This window comes from Burkholderia sp. Ac-20379, from assembly GCF_017104645.1.
In the GTDB taxonomy this organism is placed as follows: Bacteria; Pseudomonadota; Gammaproteobacteria; order Burkholderiales; family Burkholderiaceae; genus Burkholderia.
In genome coordinates, this window is record NZ_JAAGPF010000685.1 from 1 (window position 1) to 1,358 (window position 1,358).

The 1,358-nt window shown below is 70.8% G+C and carries 1 protein-coding gene; it reads left to right on the forward strand.

From position 1 onward, the window contains the following. Nucleotides 1–237: 237 nt before the first annotated feature. Nucleotides 238–1,323, forward strand: coding sequence for a catalase family peroxidase (locus G3N92_RS33935; RefSeq protein WP_206131856.1), 1,086 nt, complete (start codon nt 238–240; stop codon nt 1,321–1,323). Nucleotides 1,324–1,358 lie beyond the last annotated feature (35 nt).

Below are 1,358 nucleotides of genomic sequence, written 5' to 3' on the forward strand. Positions count from 1 at the left end.
TCTACTCGGCCACCACCGACAGCCAGGTGCGCGCCGCGCTGCGCACGCTGGTCAGCGCGTTCCGCACCGGGCCGGCGGCGGTGGCCACGGCGGCTTGAGGGCGCGAGGCCGCCAGGGCCGCGGGCGCGCCAACACATTCCAATACAAAATTCCGTGCGCGAAGCGCCCGCCGCGCCGGAATAAGCGCGGGAAAAATCTGTTCACCTCACTGTCGCCCTCAACCACCGGACCGTGAACATGACCCGCCCCGATACCGATGCCAGCCGCCGCTCCTTCCTTTCCGCCGCCACGCGCCTGACCGTGGCCGGCGCCGTCGCCCCGATGGTGGGGCTGCCCGCCTCGGCCGACGCGGCCGAGGCCGCTCACGCCGCCACGCCCGGCGCGGTCGGCAACGAGTACGACGAAGCGAATTCGCAACGGGCGCTCGACGCGCTCGAAAGCGCCTACGGCGCGCATCCGGGCAAGCGCCGCAATCACACGAAGGGCGTGGGCGTGATCGGCCAGTTCGTCGGCAACCCCGAGGCGGTGCGGTTTTCGCGCTCGCTGCTGTTCGCGGGCGAGACGATCGAGGTGGTCGGCCGCTTCTCGCTGGCGGGCGGCGATCTGGAAGCGTCCGACACCGAGCGCAGCACGCGCGGCGTGGGCCTGCAGTTCCGCCTGCCCGGCGGCGCGCTGCAGCACATGACGATGCTGCACACGCCGATGTTCTTCGCCACCCTGCCGAAAACCTTCATCGACAAGTTCTTCGCGCTGACGCCCGACCCGGCCACCGGCAAGCCGGACGCGGCCGTGTTCAAGGCGTTTCTCGCGAGTCATCCCGATCACGCGGCGCAGGCCCACTACCTCGGCACCGTGAACCCGCCGTGGAGCTACGCCACCTGCGCGTTCTACGGCATCCACACGTTCCGCTTCGTCGATGCGCGCGGCGCGGTGACGATGGTGCGTTGGCACTTCGTGCCGCGCGACGGCGAGCGCGCGCTGACCGACGCGGAACTGGCCGGCGCACCGCACGATTTCCTCGAGCCACGCCTGATGGAACGCCTGCGGCACGGCCCGGCGCAATGGGACATGATCGTCTCGATCGGCGAACCGGGCGACCCGGTCACCAATCCCACGCTGCTGTGGCCGAAGGAGCGCAAGGAGATCCACGCCGGCACGCTGACGCTGACCGGCGCGATGCCGCAGGAACGGGCGCCGAGCTACGGCATCAACTTCGATCCGCTCGTGATGGCCGACGGCATCGAGGCCAGCGACGATCCGATCCTGCTGTTCCGTTCGCCGTCCTACGGGTTGTCGTACGCCCGCCGGCTGCGCGGGGTGTGACGCGCGCGCCGGGGCGGCGCCTCGCGCGTCGCTTC